Genomic DNA, 16,482 nt, shown 5'->3' with positions numbered 1-16,482 from the left:
GCCCCGACGACGTCGCCGCGCCGCCCCACGCCGCGCCGCCCCACGCCGCGCCCGGCCCCGCGGCGCCGGGCCTCCCCGCGCGCGGTCTCTCCACGCGGCCCCTCCGGCGCGTCCTCATCTGCTCGGCCACCGCCCTCGACGACGACGGCGCGATCGTCAGCGTCGGCGACGAGGCGCTCGTGGACTCGCTCGCGGACGCGCTGCGCCACGAGCATCCCGGCGTGCACGTGCTGCGGACCCTGCGCGGCGAGCGGACGCCCGGTCGCGTTCCCGTGCGGCCCGTGCGCGCGCTGGCCGGGGCTATGCGCGGGTGCGATCTCGTCATCGCCGGCGGCGGCACGCTGTTCCAGGAGGACGTCGCGCGCCGTGGGGTCAACGGGCTGCTGCGGTACCTGCTCGTGGTCGCGACGACGGCGCGGGCGCTGCGGGTGCCGTTCGTCGTCCTCGGCGTCGGCGCGGAGAACCTCGCGCATCCCGAGAGCCGGGCGGCCGCGCGGTTCGTGCTGCGCCGCGCCGCCGCGATCTCCGCGCGCGACGCCGCCTCCGCCACCTTGCTGCGCGAGGTCAGCGGCCGCGACGTCACGGTCGCCGCCGACACGATGTTCCTGCCCGGCGTGCAGCTTCCCGCGCCCGATCCGCCGACCGGAGCGATCGCCGTGAGCCTCCGCGGCGACGCGCCCCGCTCGCTCGTCGCCGGGCTGGCGGCGTGGCTCGAGCGTGACGGCCGGCCGGTGCTGCTGGTGCCGATGGACCGCCGCCTGGACAGCGACGGCGACGCGCTCGACGCCCTCGCCCAACGCCTCACACGCCCGTGTCAGATCGTGCCGCGCACGGCTCCCTGGCAGGAGGTCTACAGCGCGGTCGCGGCCGCCGACGTGTGCGTCGGCATGCGCCTGCACTTCACGATCTTCGCCGCGCTCGCCGGCCGCCCGACGGTCGTCGTGGGCAGCGCGCCGAAGACGCGTTCGTTCGCCGCCGACCTCGGCCTGCGCGCGCTCGCGCCGGACGCGGCACCCGACTGGATCGCGGCGGCGATGGACAGCGCGGCGCCGCCGGACGCGCACCGGCTCGCCGCCCTGCGCAGCCGCGCAACGGCCGCCCCCGCGTTCTTGACGGAGGCCCGTTCGTGACGCGCGTCGGGCTCTCCCTCCTCACCGTCCGCCCCGGCAAGGTCGGCGGCGCCGAGTCCTACGTGCGCGGATTGCTGCGCGCGTACGCGACCGGTCCCGACGAGGTCGTCATCCTCGCCAACGGCGCGATCGAAGGCGCCTACCGCGACAAGACTGGCGGCGCGGTCTCCCTTCGCCGCGTGCATGGCCTCGAGCCGGAGGGCTCTTCTCCCAAGCGCGCCGCCGCGCTGCTCAAAGCCGCCGTCGCGCCCTCGCCGATCCCGCGCGACTTCGACATCGTGCACTACCCCGTCGCGGTCCGGCTGCCCCGCGCGCAGCTCCCCTCCGTCGTGACGCTCCACGACATCCAGCACCACGAGCTGCCGCACTTCTTCAGCCGCGCGCAGCGCGCCTATCGCGCGCTCGCCTACGACGCCTCGGCACGTCTCGCGACCCACGTCGTCACCGTCTCCGAGCACGCTCGCCAGGGCATCATCCGCACGCTCGGCATCGCGCCGGAGCGCGTCACCGCGATCCACCACGGCATCGACCACGCGCGCCTGAACCCCACCCCCACGCCCGAGGACGCACAGCTCGACCTCCCGCGCGACTTCATCTTCTTCCCCGCGAACCTGTGGCCGCACAAGAACCACGCGACGCTGATCGAGGCGCTCGCCCGCGTCCCGCACATCGACCTCGTGCTCACGGGCCAGACGTACGACGCCGAAGCGGAGCTCCGGCGCCACGCCCGCAAGGCCGGCGTCGCCGACCGCGTGCACCACATCGGCTTCGTCGAGTTCCACCAGGTGCCGATGGTCTACCGCCGCGCCCGCGCGCTCGTGTTCCCCAGCCTCTTCGAGGGCTTCGGCGCCCCGCCGCTGGAGGCGATGGCGTGCGGCTGCCCGGTCGTCGTCTCCAACGCCGCCTCACTCCCCGAGGTGGTCGGCGACGCGGGCATCAGCGTCGACGCGCACGACCCGCGCCAGCTCGCCGACGGCATCCAGCGCGTCCTCGACGACGGCGCGCGCCTCGTCCCGCGCGGCCTCGAGCACGTCAAGCGCTTCGACTGGGCCACCGCGGCGACCAAGCACCACGCGGTCTACGAGCGAGCGGCCAGCGCCGGCAACCGCGGCTCGGCCAGCGCCCGCCACGCCAGGCCGACCAGCAGCAGCAGGCTCACCACGGACGAGCCGACCAGCGCCCAGGCGACGCCGAGCGCGCCGCCCGACCAGACGCCGACCGCCAAGGCCGGCACGACGGCCACGTAGGAGCACAGCTCCGCGATCGACCCGGCGCCGGCGTGTCCGGCGCCGCGCAGCCCGTCGCCCAGCACGCGCCGCGCGCACACCAGCACCGTGCTGAGCAGGAGCACGGGGATCAACACCGCGGCGCCGTCGAACGCGTCCCCGAACGCCAGACTGACCAGCGGCCCGGCGGCCAGCGCCAACGGCGCCGACACCACGATCGCCATCACGCCCGCGAGCACCGTCCAGCGCACCATCGCGCTGCGCACGGCGCCCGCCTCCGTCAACGGCGCGATCCGCGCCACGGCCGCCTGCCCGAGCCCCTGCGCGATGAACCGCGGCAGGTTCGTGAACGCCAGCGCGGCCACGTAGAGCCCGAGCTCGATCGGCGCGAGCACCAGCCCGACGAGCAGCTGATCGACGCGGAACGTCTCCAGCGGCGAGATCGAGCCCAGCATCGAGCGCCGACCGAACGCGCGCAGCTCACGTGCATCGAACGGATCGTCCGAAGCAGCGCCCGCCGGCAGCGCCCGCGCCGCGCACACGCACGTCACCAGCGCGGCCACGACGTAGGACCCCGCCCACGCCACGCACACCAGCTCCAGCGACCGCGCCCCCAACGCCAGCGCGACCACCAGCGCCACCGCGTACCCGAAGGTCGGCAGCAGCCGCAGCCCCTGCATCGCCCGCAGCCGCCCCAACCCTTGCAGGACCGAGAGCCCGTAGACCTGCGCGATCATCGCCGCCGGCGCGGCCAACGTCACCGCCGCCGCCACCCACTCCGACCGCGCGAACAGCACCGCCAGCAGCACCATCTGCACCACCAGCACGGCGAGCACCTGCCAGAGAGCGGTGCGCGCGCACGCCCTCACGAGCGTGCGCGCATCGACAGCCCCACGGGCGATGAACACCGCTGCCGCCGCAGGTTTACCCATGGCCCCAACCTGGGCGAGCGCCAACGCGACGACCCACAGCAGCGCCAACTCTCCGCGCTGCTCCGGTCCGAGCAGCCGCGCGGCCAGCACGCCCGACACCAGCACCGTCCCCTGGAGGACGAAGCCGGCGCCGATGGCGTCCAGCGCGTCGCGGCCGCGAGTCAACTTCAAGACGCGGGCACCAACCGCACGAGGTCCTCTTCGTAGCGCTCGACCACCCGCTCGGGCGAGAAGTGCCGCGCCGCGAAGGCGTGCCCCGCACGCCCGCGTGCCAGCAGCTCCTGCTGATCGCCGACGAGCTGCGGCAGCAACGTGTCGAGCTCCCCCAGGCGCCCGGAGTCGAGCACCCAACCGGCCCCGGACTCACGCACGATCCGCGCGCACTCGGAGCGCTCATTGACCACCGCGAGCACGGGCAACCCGTGCGCCATGTAGTTCATGAGCTTCGACGGCAGGTTGAACTCGACGATGTCCGCGCGCTGCGTCACGACCCCGAGCGTCGTCGTCCGCAGCTCACGTTCCATCTCGTCACCGAGCAGCAGCCCGAGCATGTCGACGTCGGCGCCGCCGATCGCGGCCCGCACGTCATCCTCGGCGACGCCCGCCCCGGCGACCCGCAGCTGCGCGCCCGCACGTGAGAGACCAACACCCGCCGCGCCGACGAACTCCGCCAGCCCCTGCGAGTGCCCGATGTTCCCCATCACGAGCAACCGAGACGGACCGTCCACACGCAGCGGCTCGACATACTCCCCCACCGGCACCGCCGACGGGTTGTAGATGCGCGTGATCTTCTCGTTCGGCACGCCCTTGTCGAGCAGGTTGCGCCGGAACGCGTCGCTGATCACGAACACCCGCGAGGCGCTGCGGTACGCGATCCGCTCGAGCCCCCTGAGGGCGGACAGCAGGGGGCCCGAGCGGATCAGCCCGGTGGTCGCGGCCCCATCCGGCAGGATGTCCTGGAGCCACAGCGTCCACGGGATGTTGCGGGCGCGCGCGTCGAGCATCGCCGGCACGAGCGCCGGGAAGCTGGGCGACACGGCCACGATCACGTCCGGACGGCCGAGCACGGGCAGCGCGGCGCCCAACGCCGCCGTGTGCGCGAGCTCCTGCCGCATGCGCTGGAACGCGCTGTCGTGCCCGATCCACAGCGGCAGCCGCAGGACCGGCACGCCGTCGAGCACCTGCCGGTACGGTCGCACGCGGCGACCCCAGATCGGCTTCGGGTAGTGCGGGTGCGCGGAGACCACGTCGACGTGATGTCCGCGCGCCTGCATCGCCTGCGCCCACATCGAGCTCAGCGGCGCGATGCCGCTGGGCTCGGGGTCGTAGTTGCTGCTCCACAGCTGGATCTTCAGGCTGCGAGGAGCGGTGGCCGCGCGCCCGGTGACGCGCGGGCGATCGAGAAGGGCTGGGGCCGCGGCCATCTCGCTAGCTCCGGCGCACGCGTTCGCAGTCGGAGGCCACGCGGTCGGTGCGATCGGCCCGGACGGTGTCGCGGCCGGAGCCGCAGCGGATCGTGTCGCGTTCGTCGTCGACCGCGCGGATGTCGTCGTTGCCCGCGCCGCCCTCGAGCGTGTCGCGGCCCTCTCCGCCCGTCAGGCGATCGGCGCCCGTGCCGCCGCTGAGCGTGTCGGTGCCGTCGCCGCCGGACAGGCGGTCGTCGCCGTCCTGGCCGCCGAGCTGGTCGTTGCCGTCGCCGCCGTCGAGCACGTCGTCGTCGTCGTTGCCGGAGATGCGGTCGTTGCCGTCGTCACCGTCGATCTCGTCCTCGCCGTCGCCGCCGGAGAGCCGGTCGGCGCCTTCGTCGCCGGCGATCTCGTCGTCATCGTCGCCGCCGGAGATCGTGTCGACGCCTTCGTCGCCCGCGAGCGTGTCGTCGTCGGCCTGGCCGTTGATCGTGTCGTCGCCCGCGCCGCCGTTGACGGTGTCGTCGCCGTCGCCGGCGTTGATCAGGTCCTCGCCGGAGTTGCCGGGCGAGCAGTACTGCGGCTGTGGCGTGCCGGGCGGGCATTCGCCGTCGCCGTCGACCGTGTCGTTGCCGGCGCCGGCGTCGATCGTGTCGTTGGCGCCGAGGCCGAGGATCACGTCGTTGCCCGCAAAGCCCGAGATCTGGTCGTCCTGCGCGGTGCCGATCAGGTTGTCGTTGCCGGGGGTGCCGTTGACGACGGCGGCCATCGCGACCGTCGCGGTGACCAGCACGCCCGCCGCGACCGCCGCCGCGGCGATGCGCTTGAGCGTCTTCATGTGGGCTCCTTCAGTCGATTGCGCACGCTGGGTTGAACGCGTCAGCGGCGACCGGCCTGACAGTCGATCTCTAAGGCGCATCAGTCCTCCTCGTCGACGGTCTCGCAGTCGGCGGCGACGCGGTCGATCGCGTCCGCCGTGACCCGGTCGCGGCCGCTGCCGCACGTGACCGTGTCCAGCTCGCCGTCCACCGCGTTGATGACGTCGCTGCCGGACCCGCCGCTGAGCGTGTCGCGGCCGTCGCCGCCGGTGATGCGGTCGCTGTCGGCGCCGCCGAGCAGCTGGTCGTTCCCGTCACCGCCGAGCAGCCGGTCGTTGCCTTCGCCGCCGGACGCGGAGTCGTTGCCCTCGTCGCCGTCGAGCGTGTCGTTGGCCTCGCCGCCCGTGAGCCGGTCGTTGCCGTCACCGCCGTTGACGGTGTCGTTGTCGTCCTGGCCGGACAGCGTGTCGTTGCCGTCCTCGCCGTCGATCACGTCGATCCCGTCGCCGCCCGTGACCGTGTCGCCGCCGTCGCCGCCGAGGAGCGCGTCATTGCCGTCCTCGCCGCGCACGATGTCGTCGCCGTCGCCCGCGTCGACGCTGTCGTCGCCGGTGCCGCCTTCGAGCGTGTCGTTGCCGGTGTTGCCGTCCGTGCAGTAGTCGGGGAGCGGCGTGCCGACCGGGCATTCGCCGTCGCCCTGGATGGCGTCGTCGCCGCTACCGCCGTCGATGAAGTCGCCGCCGGCGAGGCCGAGCAGCGTGTCCGCGCCGGCGAAGCCGCGGATCGTGTCGTCGGCGCCGGTCCCGATCAGCACGTCGTCGCCGGGGGTGCCGCCGAACGTGGCGGCCGCAGCGACGCTGCCGGTGGTGAGGGCGCCCGCGAGCGCGAGCGCGGCGAGACGACGGTGGATCTTCATGGGTCCTGCTCCTTCGGGGTGAGGCGTGTCCGGTGGTGCGCGCACCGCCTTCAACGCTTCGCCGCTCAGCGACCCGACAGTCGATCCCTAACCGACATGAACGCCTGCAAAGCCGGTTTGGGCTCGCCGGTGACGAGGTAGAGGCCCGACTGGTTCGTGGCCCCGAAGTTCGGCACCGGCGGCTGGTCGCGCAGCCGGAACCAGGTCACGACGTTCACGCCTTGCTTCTCGAGCACGGCCATCGCGTCGGTCAGCCACTGCGCGTGCTGGTCGGCGGGAACGCCGTCGGGGTCGGGCGGGCTCGAGTCCCACGAGACCTCGGTCACCCACAGCTGCTTGCGGGTCGCCGGGCGGACGGTCTTCGCGCGCACCGCGGCGCGTTCCACGCGTCTGAGGCGGGCGAGATCGGGCACGGCGACGTCATCGTCGTTGCGCGCATGCGAGCGCGGGCCGCGCACGCCGTACGGGTGGTGGGCGAGCGCGTCGAAGCTGGCCGGCTCGGGGCAGCTGCGCGGCTTGAGCTTCTCCCCGTCGAGGCACAGCACGGCACGCCAGAAGCGCACGGGCATGATCCGGTTGCCGCCTGGTCGTGGGTCCCCGTACGGGCCGGTCCCGGCGGTGACGATCACGTTCGCGGGATCGATCGCCTTCAGCGCTGTGTAGGACGCGTTGAGCAGCTGCCGGTAGCGGACGGGCGCGAACATCCTCCGGTTGCGCCACTGCGGGCCGAGGTGCTGGCTGAGGTTCGGCTCGTTCCAGATCTGCCACGCGCGCACCTGGCCGGCGTAGCGGCGGCCGGCGGCGGTCATGAAGTCGCCGAGGGCCTTGGCGTTCGGCATCCACGTGCCGATCGGCGCGTCGGTCGGACGGTTCGCGCCCTCGGCCCACGGCGGCGCCCCCCAGACGGTGAGGATCACGCGCTGGCCGCGCGCGGTGGCGTCGGCGACGGCGGCGTCGACGTTGGCCCAGCGGTAAGTCGGGTCGGCCGGGTTCGTGGGGTCGGCGGGGCGCTGCGGAGCGACGAGCGACCAGTTGAGGTCCATGCGGACGACGGTCGATCCCGCCTGTGCCGCACGGTCCAGCCACACGGCCCGGTCGGGGGCGGCGAAGACGGGGTCGTAGAAGCCGATCTGCATCTGCGCATTGGCCACCGGCGCGCAGACGAGCAGGAGCAGTGTCGAGTTTCGGAGGGCTCGTGCGTAGTGGCTTGCGGTGCCGACGATCGACGAGATCCTGGTGGCGAGCCGCCCCGAGCCGGACTCCGTGTGGGTCGACGGGCTCGAGGCGCGGTTGTTCCCGCCCGCACGGCGTGTGGTTCGGCGTCGCCGCTTCGCGTTCGCGTTCGTAGGCGGGCTCGCCTCGGTGGCGCTGGCGCTGTCGCTCGTGCGCGACGCCGGCCCGGTCGACGCCGACGACGCCTGCCGGTACGTCCCGGTGACGCGGGTCGAGCGCATGCCGTTCGTGGTGCTGGACGCCTCGGGTGAGCCGCGCATCACGTATCGCGACCGGTCGGCGACGCGGCGGGTTGTGCGCTGCGCTCCGCCTCGCGGCGTAGGCGGGCAAGAGCGCGCGAGATGACCTGGTGCGCGGTGGACGGGGTCAGCCCGAGCACCGCGCCGATGTCCGCGGCGGTCAGGTCCGCCCCGTAGCGCAGCGCGATCGCGGTCCGGTCACGCTCGCCCAGGCAGGCGAGCCACGCGCGCAGCTCATTCAGCTGCAGGCGCTTTTCCATCGGGTCCTCCTCGGTCGTGAGGATGTCGGCGAGGAACGGGTGCTCGTCGAGCGAGGTCGCGCGCCGGAACCGGCTGCGCCTGAAGTGGTCGTTGAGCAGGTTGTGGGCGATCGTCATGACCCACGCGCGCTCGGATCCGCGCCGCGGGTCGTAGCCGTCCCACGCGCGGATCACCCGCTCGAAGGTGGAGGCCGCGAGGTCCTCCGCGGTGTGGCGTTCCACGCACGAGGCGAAGAACGCGAACACCGCGTGGATGTGGTCGCCATACACACGCCGCAACTCGGCGTCGCGCGTCATCGGCCTCCGCGTCCGCGCCGGATCCAGCCGGCGCCACCGATCAGCACGGCGATCGTCAGCAGCACCAGCGGAAACGCGCCGCCGACGGTGTCGCCACCGGAGACCGCCGCGCCGACGGCCGACAGCGGACTCCCGGCCTGCACCGGCACGGGTGTGTCGACGGGGGTGCGCTGCGCGGCCGTGTCCGTGCGGGTCGGCTTCGGCTTCTCGACCTTGGCCTCACGGGTCTCGGCCTGTTTCTCCTGCTTGCGCTGGGGCGCGTCGCCCCCGCGCAACACGCGGCCGAGCTGCTCGCCCTGCGCGCCGGCGTCCTCGATCTCGCGCAGCGTCGGCTCGTCGACCTGTGGCTGCGGGTCCTTCGAGCGCGTCTCGCCGCGCGTGTCGCCCTTGCGCGTGGCGCGGTTGCCGGTCGCGTCGGGCACGGATTCGCAGTACTGCTCGATCGCGGCGGTGCCGGGCGGCGCCTCGCAATCCTGCGCCGCTGCAGGCGCGGAGAACCCGCCGGTGGCGAGCACGGTGAACAGGACCAGTCTGCGGTTCACGTTCGTCGGCATACCCTTGGGAACGCACGCACCGGCGGTCGATGACAGGCTGATCGCGCACCCGCATCGGTCCGTCGCGAAGCCGCATAGGAACCGCCCGTTTCCGTGCCTACAGTCGGCTGATGGTGAGAGCGCTCGCGTTCGCCTCGTGCGCAGCCGTGCTCGTCCTCTACGCGCTGCGTGGCGGCTCGTTCGACGTCGTCCCCCGCGCTGAGCTGGGCATCGCCGCCTGGTGGATCGCCGGTCTCGGCTGGGCCGTCGGCGTGCTCCCGCGGGCGCACATCCGCCGCGTCGGCTGGCTGCCGTTCGCGGGGCTGCTCGCGCTCGCGGCGTGGACCGCGCTATCGCTCCGCTGGACAGAGAGCGACGAGCGCACCGCCGCCGAGCTCGCCCGCGTGTTCCACCACGCCGGCTTCCTCGTCCTCGCCCTCTCGCTGCTGTGCCGCGACACCTGGCGCGCCGCGGTCGCCGGCGTGATGTGCGGCGCGCTGATCGTGTGCGCCCTGGCCGTCGCGTCCCGCCTGTGGCCAAGCGCGTTCCCGGCCGACCTCGTCGGCGCGAGCTTCGGCACCGGGCGCCTCTCGTACCCGCTCAATTACTGGAACGCGGTCGCCGCCTGGGGCGCGACGACGGCGACGATCGCGCTGTCCCTGAGCGCGCACCTCGCCCCGCGCGCCGGACGTTGCGTGGTGCTCGCCGTGGCTCCCGTGGCGGTGCTGTGCACGTACCTCACGTATTCGCGGGCGGGCGTCGCCGGCACCGCGCTCGGCGTGCTGCTCGTGTGGGCGTTCGCGCGCCACCGCGCCGTCGTACTCGTGCACGCGGGCGCCGTCGCCCTGGGCAGCGCCGCCGCGATCTTCGTCGTGCGCGCGCACCCGGAAATCGCGCGTGCCGAGGGCGGCGCCGGCCAGGCCGAAGTGTTGCTCGCGCTGGCCGTCGCCGCCGCGCTCGGCGCCGCGACGGCGGGGGCGACGTGGCGACTGCGGCTCGACACGCGCTGGCGGCTCGCGCCGCGCGTCGCCCACCGACTGGTCGCCGCGAGCGCCGTGGTGGCCATCGGCGTCGGCGCGCTCACGCTGCCGCCCGCGGTCCCACGCGCGGTCAGCGCCTTCAAGGACCGTGACGCGGCCGTCACCACGACCGACCCGTCGGCCCGCCTGGGCACGCTCAGCGGCCAGCGCTTCAACGCCTGGTCGTCGGCGGTCGCGTCGTTCCGCGCCGAGCCGCTCGTCGGCACCGGCGCGGGCACGTTCGAGTTCTGGTGGAGCCGCGAAGCGCGCGACGCCGAGTTCGTCGTCGACGCGCACTCGCTCTACCTCGAGACGCTCGCCGAGCTCGGCCTGCCCGGCTTCCTTGCACTGCTGCTCCTGTGCGGCGGCGGTCTCTTCGTTGCCCTGCAGGCCCGCCGCGGCGCCACGACCTCCGCGGACGCCGGCGTGGCGACCGCGTGCCTGGCCGCGCTCGCCGTCTGGCTCTTCCACGCGGGCGTCGACTGGATGTGGGAGTCGACGGCCACCGTCGCGTTCGCGCTGCTGCTGATCGCAGCGGCGTCGCATTCCCTTGGCTCGCCCGGTCAGACCGCCGGGCCCGACCGCGCCGCGCCGCCGCGCCACCCCTATCCATCCCGCGCGGCGGCGCGCGCCCTCGTCATCGTCCTCGCGCTCGTAGGCGTCGCGGTCCAGCTGCCCGCGCTCGTCGGCGCATCGAGCCTGCGCATCAGCCAGGCGGCCGCGCGCTCCAATGACGAACGCCGCGCGCTCGCGGCGGCCCGCGATGCCGGCGCGACCCTCCCGTGGGCCGCGAGCCCGCACGTCCAGCTCGCGCTTCTGGCGGAGACGAGCGGCGACCTCAACACGGCCGAGCGCGAAGCACGTCAGGCAGCCGCGCTCGAACCGACCAACTGGCGGCACCGCGTGCTCCTGGCGCGCGTCCTCGCCCAGCGCGGCGACGTGGACGCCGCCCTCGAAGCGTTCGCGGCGGCTGAGCGGCTCAGGCCACTCGGGCGGCTGTTCAGCTCTTGATCAGCTCGAGGTCGGTGAGGACGCCGCCCTCGACCAGCGCGCGGTGCACGACCGCACCGACCTTCAGGACCGTCGCGCAGTCGCCGAGGTCGACCGCCTCGGTGTCGGCGATCTCCGCGCCGTCCTCGGGCTCGTCCTGCGACAGGAAGGCGGCAGGCAGCCCCGCCGGATCGTCCTCGGCGTCGGGCAGCTCGTCGCTCGCGGGCGCCTCGTCGACCGGGTCGCTCTCCTGCTCGGTGTCCGGCTGACCGGAGGTGGGAGACGTGGACGTGCCGGCCGTGGGCGTGACCGGCTTCGCGGTGCAGGCCACCCACGAGTCGCCGGTCAGCCGGGCCGCGAGCGTGCCGCCCTTGGCCAGGCGGATCGTCACCGCGCCGCCGGCGGAGGCCGCGATCCAGCCCGCGTTGTCGGCGCCGTCGAGCACGCCGTCGGCGTTCGTGTCGCGTGCGCGCAGGTTGTGGCCCGTGACCCGCTCGTCGGCGTTCGCCAGGCCGTCGCGGTCGCGGTCCTCGCGCCCGTCGAGGACCTTGTCGCCGTCGGAGTCGCGCCTGCGCGGGTCGGTCCCGGCAGCGATCTCGTCGGCGTTGGCGAGCTTGTCGCGGTCACGGTCCTCGAGCGCGTCGAGCACGCCGTCGCGGTCCGTGTCGCGCTTGCGCGGGTTCGTCCCCGCGCGGTACTCGCCCCAGTTCGTGAGCCCGTCGCGGTCCTTGTCCTTCGCCGCCGACTTCAAACCGAGCTTGTTCGCCTTCGCCCACTGCGCGGGCAGCCGCTTGGGCGGCGCGGCCTGAGCGGCCGGAACGACGAACAGCAACAGCAGCGAGGCGATGTAAGCAGCACGAACCATCTACCTCGTTTTCGGCCGCCCGCGCGGCGGCTGAAGGCGATTACTGCCCGCGCCGGGCCAGCACGCACGGAACGGTCCGCAGGAGAACCTTCACGTCCCCCCACAGCGACCAGTTCGCCACGTACAGGTAGTCGATCGCGACCATCTCGTGCATCGGGATCCGCGCCGAGCCCATGACCTGCCACGGCCCGGTCACGCCCGGTGTGAGCTCCAGGCGGCGGCGATGCCAGCCCTGAATCATCTGATCCTCTTCCGTGATCAACGGCCGTGGCCCGACGAGGGACATCTCGCCGCGCAGCACGTTCAGCAGCTGCGGCAGCTCGTCCAGGCAGGAACGCCGGAGCAGGCCGCCGACGCGCGTGATCCGCGGGTCACGGTCGATCTTGAACAGCCCTTCGGCCTCGTTGAGCTCCCGCAGCGCAGCCTTGCGCGCCTCCGCGTCGGCGACCATCGAGCGGAACTTGAAGATCTTGAAGCGGCGCCCGTCACGCCCGACGCGCACCTGGCGGAAGAGCACCGGACCGGGCGAGTCGAGCCGGATCGCCAGCGCGATCAGCGCCATCAGCGGCGCGAGCAGGAGCAGCGCGCAGCCCGAGCCGGCGATGTCCAGCGCGCGCTTGACGCGCTGCGCGCGGCGCGACAAGGCCACCCGCCGCACACCCAGCAGCGTCACGCCGCCCAGGTAGTCGAAGTCCACCGAGGACCCGACGACGTCGAACGTGCGCGGGAGCAGGCTCACCTTCACGCCGAGCGCCTTCGCGATCTGGATCGTCTCGTGCACGTGCTCGTCGGAGGCGTTGTCGCCGGCGATCACGACGCGCTGCGCCCGCGCGTCGAGCACGGACTGACGCAGCCCCTCGGGCCCGAGTGGCCGGCAGCCGACGACCTCCGCGTCCACCGCGGGCGCGGTCCGCAACCGGCTCGCGAGGCGTGCGGCCGCGTCGGGCTCCCCCACCACGAGGCACCGCTCCGACTGGGTGAGTCGCCGTGCCATGCCGCGCGCGAGCGCCCGGAGCGCGAGCATCAGCGTCGTCAGCCCGACGATCGTGAGCGCCACGTACCCGGCGTCGAGCGGGCTCGCGAGGCTCGCGACCAGGAAGCTCAGGACGGCGCTGAGTGTCGCGGCCTGGAACACCGCGGGCGCCTCGTCCAGCGTCCCCATCGAGAGGACAGACTCGTCGTGCCGGTAGAGCCCCGCCGCGGTGCACACGCACGGCACGAGCAGGGGCAGCACGAACGTCGCCGCGTGTGGCCCCAGGACGATGTCGGCGACGGCGACGACGAGCAACGCCGTCACGAGGTCGGCGATCAGCAGCGAGCGGCGGAAGACCCGGTCGCGATAGCGGACCCCCGCGGGTGCGGAGGACTCGAAGACGAGCGGTACCTGCCCGGCGGTGACGACCGCGGGGCGGGTGAAGCGGCCTCGGCCGACGGTGGTCTGTTCACGTGTCTGCACGGCGAGCCGTTGGTACCCACGGCCCAACCGTGCTGATCAGTTATGCCAATCGATCACTCAAACACGCTGAGCAGTCACGCGCGACGATGCGCCCTGCGCACGCCGCGGGGCCCGTTCCGGCTGGTCGGTGAGCCGTGTCCCCTCGAAGTTCATGACCACCACCGTCGCCTCGCTCGGCTCCTCGGCGTGCGGCTTCTTCTCCATCCGCGCGACCGCCGCCCGCTCGATCGACTCGACCTTCTCGACGTACTTGAGCGTCGCGCCGAGCAGCTGCTCCCAGCCCTTCGTGTCGAGGGTCACGCGTGTGCGTGAGAGGTGCGCCTCGGGGCGATCGAACCCGCCCGCCGCGCCGGACGCCTGCGCGTACTCGTCGATGATGCTCAGCGAGGAGCCGATCGCGGACTGCTTGGCGATCTGCGTCACCCCCGCCCACGCCTGCGCGCTGACCATCGGCCGCCCGGTGGAGCGGTAGTGGTGCTCGACCGCGCCGCGTACGCGCGTCTCGTCGGCGAGCTCGATCAGCCCCAGCTTCTCGAGCACCCGCACGTGGTACGCCGTCGTGCCGAGCGTCGCGCCGAGCCAGCCGGCGAGCTGGTTCGGGCTGGCCATCCGCTCGTCCAGCATCGCCAGGATGCGGACGCGCAGCGGATGGCTCATCGCCTTCACGTAGCGCGGGTCGTCGATGTCGGTGATGGGTTTGACGCGGGCCATGTGCTCCCCTTCCTTCCCGTGTCGAATGGCCGGTTTCCCCTTCTGAACCGGACCGGAAACCGGGCGGAAAACTACTCCTTAACGAGGGGACGGCGCGCCGCCGCATCGGTTGATCGCGGTTCGGGATCAGTCATGTAATTGACCTCTCGGGCGCGTATGTTTCGCCGCTGAGAGGCCTTGAGCAATCGCGCGAATCCAGCGGTCGAATCGATTAAGCAGTCGGTCGCGGGCGCCGCGTACGACCTCCTCGCCCCTGCGTACGACGTCCTCACGGGTGGTTACGCATATGACACCTGGATCGATGCCCTCGAGGTGCTCGCCCGTCGCCACGGGTTGACGGGGCAGCGCGTGCTCGACGTCGGCTGCGGGACCGGGCACAGCCTGCTCCCGTGGGTCAACCGGGGCTATGAAGCCACCGGCGTGGACGTCTCCGAGCGCATGGCCGCGCTCGCGCGCGCGAAGGCGGACGGCCGCTTCGAGGTCTATGTCGCCGACATGCGGACGCTGCCGCCCGAGCTCGGCCCGTTCGACATGGTCACCTGCCTGGGCGACGGGCTCAACCACCTGCTGGACCTCGAGGCGGTGGAGACCGCCCTGGCGGAGATGCATCGCGTGCTCGTCCCGGGCGGCCTCGCGCTGTTCGACCTGAACCTGCTGACCGCGTACCGCGAGCCGCCGGACACGATCGTCGACGCGGGCGACCGCGTCGTCCTGTGGCCCGGGGCCGGTGCGCGGATCACGGCCCCGGGCGGTGTCGGCGAGCTGGTCGTCGACGTGTTCGAGCGCGAGGGTGACCTGTGGCGACGGACGCGTTCACGTCAGCCGCACCGGCATCACCCGCTGGTGGACGTGCTCGCCGCCGCGCGCGCCGTGGGCTTCGAGATCGCCGGCGCGTACGGCCAGCATCCCGGAGTACACCTCGAGGCGGCGGCGGACGAGCACATCCACGCGAAGGCAGTGGTCATCGCCCGACGGTGAGGCCGTCGGTCATGGACGCCAGGGCATGTCGCCTCCTCAGCCTCGGCCGGCGAGCGCCGGCTCCTGGGGTGTCGCGGGCGCGTGCTTGCGCTCGAGGATCGCGCAGATCTGCAGCAGCAGGTCGAGGAACTGCCCGACCGCGCCGGTCGGCTCGTTGTCGCGCAGCCAGACGGCGCCGATGCTCGCGGGCGCGAGCACCTCGCTGAGGTCGATCGCGGTGATCCGCGCGTCGCCTTCGGTCGCGGCGAGCCGCGGCACGATCGCCGCTCCCACGCCCGCGCCGACCAGTGCCTGCACGGTCTGCGGGGAGTCGCTGCGGAAGACGATGCGCGGCTCGCCGAGCTCGGCCGCGGCCGGCCCCACCATCCACGGGTCCACGCGCCGCGACTGGGGCGCGATCAGCGGCAAGCGACCGATCTCGGCCAGCGTCGGCGTGGTCGCGCTGCGCGCGATCGTGGCCCCGGCCGGAACCATCAGCACCCAGGGCACCGACAGCAGCTGGCAGACCTCGAACGGCCCGGGTTCGATCGGCAGGTGCGCGAGCGCGAGGTCGAGGCTGCCCTTGCGCACCATGTCAAGCAGCGGCGTGTCCGTCACCGTCTCCCGCGACGCGACCCGGACCCCCGGATGGCGACGCCCGAAGGCGACGAGCGCCGGCGCGAGGATCCGCGTCGGCACACCCGCGAAGAACCCGACCCGCACATCACCGGTGCGCCCGCCCTGCAGGTCGCCGATGTCCGCCTTGGCCGCCTCGATCGTGGCCAGGATGTCGTTGGCGTGGCTCAGCAGCAGCTCGCCCGCCTCCGTCAGCTGAACCGGCTTCGGGCCCTGGGAGCGCTCGATCAGCCGCTCGCCGGTGAGTTGCTCCAGGTACGCGATCTGCCGGCTGATGGCTGACTGCACGTACCCCAATCGATCCGCGGCGCGCCGGAACGATCGCTCGTCCGCCACCGCCGCCAGTGCCGCGAAATGTCGTAGCTCTATTCCAAGCCAGCTGTCTCGACTCACCGGTCCCGCCCTTCCGGTCCTCTGAAACAGTCCCGCCGACACGGTGACGCGCCGCTCAGCGTGACCTATTACTCAATACCTTCGAGTGATCAAAAAGCCCATCCATGCCCCTACTCGCGGCGGATGGGCTCTGCGGGACGATATGCCCACCGCGTTGATTGACTCAACATCGGTGTCCTGGGTTGAAGCGGTTCGAGCATCGATTCGGTCTGCATGCGGACCAGATCACCCGCTTTCGGACCTGGACGATGACGATTAGGAACGTTCCGCGTCCAGACCGCCACGGAATGATGCGTGCCCCACGTGAAAACAAGCGCCCGAATGGCGCGCCAGCACTCGTCGCGCTGACCCGTACGCGCGCCGCTCCATCGCCCCCCCCCGCCGCGCCGCTCCATCGCGGTGGCGCGCCGCGCGTGCCGCGCCGCCCCCGCGCCGCTCCATCGCCGTGGCGCGCCGCGCGTGCCG

Annotated in this window: 14 protein-coding genes; 4 read left to right on the top strand and 10 right to left on the bottom strand. The window is 73.1% G+C overall.

The genetic code is table 11. The annotated features are described in order from the left end of the window. Nucleotides 1-1,130 (top strand): polysaccharide pyruvyl transferase family protein (locus OJ997_RS34565; protein ID WP_270029999.1); only part of this gene is annotated, 1,130 nt, incomplete at its 5' end. Continuing rightward, entirely contained in the window at nucleotides 1,127-2,377 is a 1,251-nt protein-coding gene (locus OJ997_RS34560; protein WP_270029998.1) for a glycosyltransferase family 4 protein, read from the top strand. The genes OJ997_RS34565 and OJ997_RS34560, both read left to right, overlap by 4 nt. 1,078 nt (nucleotides 2,378-3,455) lie before the next feature. On the opposite strand, the gene OJ997_RS34550 is transcribed toward OJ997_RS34560, so the two are convergent. The 6 genes from OJ997_RS34550 to OJ997_RS34525 form a co-directional block, all read right to left on the bottom strand. Continuing rightward, nucleotides 3,456-4,712, bottom strand: coding sequence for a glycosyltransferase family 4 protein (locus OJ997_RS34550; protein WP_270029997.1), 1,257 nt, complete (start codon nucleotides 4,710-4,712; stop codon nucleotides 3,456-3,458). 4 nt (nucleotides 4,713-4,716) lie between these two features. Beyond that, a complete protein-coding gene (locus OJ997_RS34545; protein ID WP_270029996.1) occupies nucleotides 4,717-5,532 on the bottom strand; it encodes a calcium-binding protein in 816 nt (271 codons plus the stop codon). 80 nt (nucleotides 5,533-5,612) lie between these two features. After that, entirely contained in the window at nucleotides 5,613-6,428 is an 816-nt protein-coding gene (locus tag OJ997_RS34540; RefSeq protein WP_270029995.1) for a calcium-binding protein, read from the bottom strand. A gap of 65 nt (nucleotides 6,429-6,493) precedes the next feature. Next, nucleotides 6,494-7,921: a cellulase family glycosylhydrolase gene (locus tag OJ997_RS34535; RefSeq protein WP_270029994.1), complete on the bottom strand. Its 1,428-nt coding sequence runs from the start codon at nucleotides 7,919-7,921 to the stop codon at nucleotides 6,494-6,496. After that, nucleotides 7,921-8,457, bottom strand: coding sequence for an RNA polymerase sigma factor (locus OJ997_RS34530; protein WP_270029993.1), 537 nt, complete (start codon nucleotides 8,455-8,457; stop codon nucleotides 7,921-7,923). Before OJ997_RS34530 ends, OJ997_RS34535 begins: the two co-directional genes overlap by 1 nt. Further along, on the bottom strand, nucleotides 8,454-8,999 hold the full coding sequence (locus OJ997_RS34525; RefSeq protein ID WP_270029992.1) for a hypothetical protein: 546 nt from the start codon (nucleotides 8,997-8,999) through the stop codon (nucleotides 8,454-8,456). Before OJ997_RS34525 ends, OJ997_RS34530 begins: the two co-directional genes overlap by 4 nt. A gap of 122 nt (nucleotides 9,000-9,121) precedes the next feature. Between OJ997_RS34525 and OJ997_RS34520 the strand changes: the two genes are divergently transcribed. Further along, on the top strand, nucleotides 9,122-11,020 hold the full coding sequence (locus OJ997_RS34520) for an O-antigen ligase family protein (protein ID WP_270029991.1): 1,899 nt from the start codon (nucleotides 9,122-9,124) through the stop codon (nucleotides 11,018-11,020). Here the strand turns inward: OJ997_RS34520 and OJ997_RS34515 are convergent. The 3 genes from OJ997_RS34515 to OJ997_RS34505 are packed head-to-tail and all read right to left on the bottom strand — an operon-like array spanning nucleotide 11,010 to nucleotide 14,031. Beyond that, nucleotides 11,010-11,864 (bottom strand): hypothetical protein, encoded by an 855-nt coding sequence (locus tag OJ997_RS34515; protein ID WP_270029990.1) that lies wholly within the window; start codon nucleotides 11,862-11,864, stop codon nucleotides 11,010-11,012. The genes OJ997_RS34520 and OJ997_RS34515 overlap by 11 nt on opposite strands. Before the next feature lie 40 nt (nucleotides 11,865-11,904). Beyond that, nucleotides 11,905-13,320 carry an exopolysaccharide biosynthesis polyprenyl glycosylphosphotransferase gene (locus OJ997_RS34510; RefSeq protein ID WP_270029989.1) on the bottom strand — a complete coding sequence of 472 codons (1,416 nt, stop codon included), beginning with the start codon at nucleotides 13,318-13,320 and terminating at the stop codon, nucleotides 11,905-11,907. Between the two features lie 57 nt (nucleotides 13,321-13,377). Then, nucleotides 13,378-14,031: an ArsR/SmtB family transcription factor gene (locus OJ997_RS34505; RefSeq protein ID WP_270029988.1), complete on the bottom strand. Its 654-nt coding sequence runs from the start codon at nucleotides 14,029-14,031 to the stop codon at nucleotides 13,378-13,380. A gap of 177 nt (nucleotides 14,032-14,208) precedes the next feature. Between OJ997_RS34505 and OJ997_RS34500 the strand changes: the two genes are divergently transcribed. Further along, entirely contained in the window at nucleotides 14,209-15,009 is an 801-nt protein-coding gene (locus OJ997_RS34500; RefSeq protein WP_270029987.1) for a class I SAM-dependent DNA methyltransferase, read from the top strand. A gap of 36 nt (nucleotides 15,010-15,045) precedes the next feature. Here the strand turns inward: OJ997_RS34500 and OJ997_RS34495 are convergent, their stop codons facing one another. After that, nucleotides 15,046-16,017, bottom strand: coding sequence for a LysR family transcriptional regulator (locus OJ997_RS34495; RefSeq protein WP_270029986.1), 972 nt, complete (start codon nucleotides 16,015-16,017; stop codon nucleotides 15,046-15,048). Nucleotides 16,018-16,482 lie beyond the last annotated feature (465 nt).

This window comes from Solirubrobacter phytolaccae, assembly GCF_027587195.1.
Classification (GTDB): Bacteria; Actinomycetota; Thermoleophilia; order Solirubrobacterales; family Solirubrobacteraceae; genus Solirubrobacter; species Solirubrobacter phytolaccae.
The sequence above is the reverse complement of the archived record's forward strand: the minus strand, read 5'-3'. Positions and strand labels throughout refer to the sequence as shown.

What these genes read in the sequence shown, in the direction of transcription:
- OJ997_RS34550 (WP_270029997.1), bottom strand. Translation starts at nt 4,712, where the DNA reads ATGGCCGCGGCCCCAGCCCTTCTCGATCGCCCGCGCGTCACCGGGCGC.
- OJ997_RS34545 (WP_270029996.1), bottom strand. Translation starts at nt 5,532, where the DNA reads ATGAAGACGCTCAAGCGCATCGCCGCGGCGGCGGTCGCGGCGGGCGTG.
- OJ997_RS34540 (WP_270029995.1), bottom strand. Translation starts at nt 6,428, where the DNA reads ATGAAGATCCACCGTCGTCTCGCCGCGCTCGCGCTCGCGGGCGCCCTC.
- OJ997_RS34535 (WP_270029994.1), bottom strand. Translation starts at nt 7,921, where the DNA reads ATGCGCGGCTCACCCGAGGCGTCCAGCACCACGAACGGCATGCGCTCG.
- OJ997_RS34530 (WP_270029993.1), bottom strand. Translation starts at nt 8,457, where the DNA reads ATGACGCGCGACGCCGAGTTGCGGCGTGTGTATGGCGACCACATCCAC.
- OJ997_RS34520 (WP_270029991.1), top strand. Translation starts at nt 9,122, where the DNA reads ATGGTGAGAGCGCTCGCGTTCGCCTCGTGCGCAGCCGTGCTCGTCCTC.
- OJ997_RS34515 (WP_270029990.1), bottom strand. Translation starts at nt 11,864, where the DNA reads ATGGTTCGTGCTGCTTACATCGCCTCGCTGCTGTTGCTGTTCGTCGTT.
- OJ997_RS34505 (WP_270029988.1), bottom strand. Translation starts at nt 14,031, where the DNA reads ATGGCCCGCGTCAAACCCATCACCGACATCGACGACCCGCGCTACGTG.